This is a genomic window from Nocardioides guangzhouensis, from assembly GCF_004519545.1.
Taxonomy (GTDB): Bacteria; Actinomycetota; Actinomycetes; order Propionibacteriales; family Nocardioidaceae; genus Nocardioides; species Nocardioides guangzhouensis.
Genome location: NZ_SDKM01000140.1, coordinates 1 through 498 on the forward strand (window position 1 = coordinate 1; position 498 = coordinate 498).

Sequence of the window (498 nt, forward strand, 5' to 3'; positions counted from 1 at the left end):
CGGTGACCGGCACCGTCGACAAGGCCACCGCGGTCGCCCTGCAGAGCGGCGTCCTGGCTGCGGGGGGTGAGGTTGCGTAGCAGGAGCTCGTCGGCTCGGCAGCCTGAAACTGCGAGTGCCAGTCCGAGCCCCACCCGGACGCCTTCGTCCGAAGCTCCGGAGGCCACGCACGAGGCATCCTGACCCGCGGGCTGGTACTCCCCGGACGACAGTCCCTCGCGGCTCAGCTTCCAGAAGCTCCGCGGACGCCCGCTTCTCGAGTGCGCAGCTGCTGGTACCCGTTCACGGCCGCCGAGGTCAGCGGCGCAGCGAGGATCGCCCCCATCACGCCGAAGAGCATCGTTGCCGTCGTGACGGTGAGGAGAACCGCGAGCGGGTGCAGGTGCAGGCGACTGCCGAAGGCGAACGGCTCGATCAGGTTCTGGATGGTGTTGTTGGCCAGCAGCACGATGGCCAGCATGGCGATCGCGACGCCGAGCCCTCCCGATCCGTAGGCGA

General features: G+C 69.5%; 1 protein-coding gene. It reads right to left on the reverse strand.

What is annotated here, in order from left to right; genetic code table 11:
* Window positions 1-223: 223 nt before the first annotated feature.
* On the reverse strand, window positions 224-498 hold a 275-nt coding region (locus EKO23_RS24840), incomplete at its 5' end, for an AI-2E family transporter (RefSeq protein WP_134721273.1).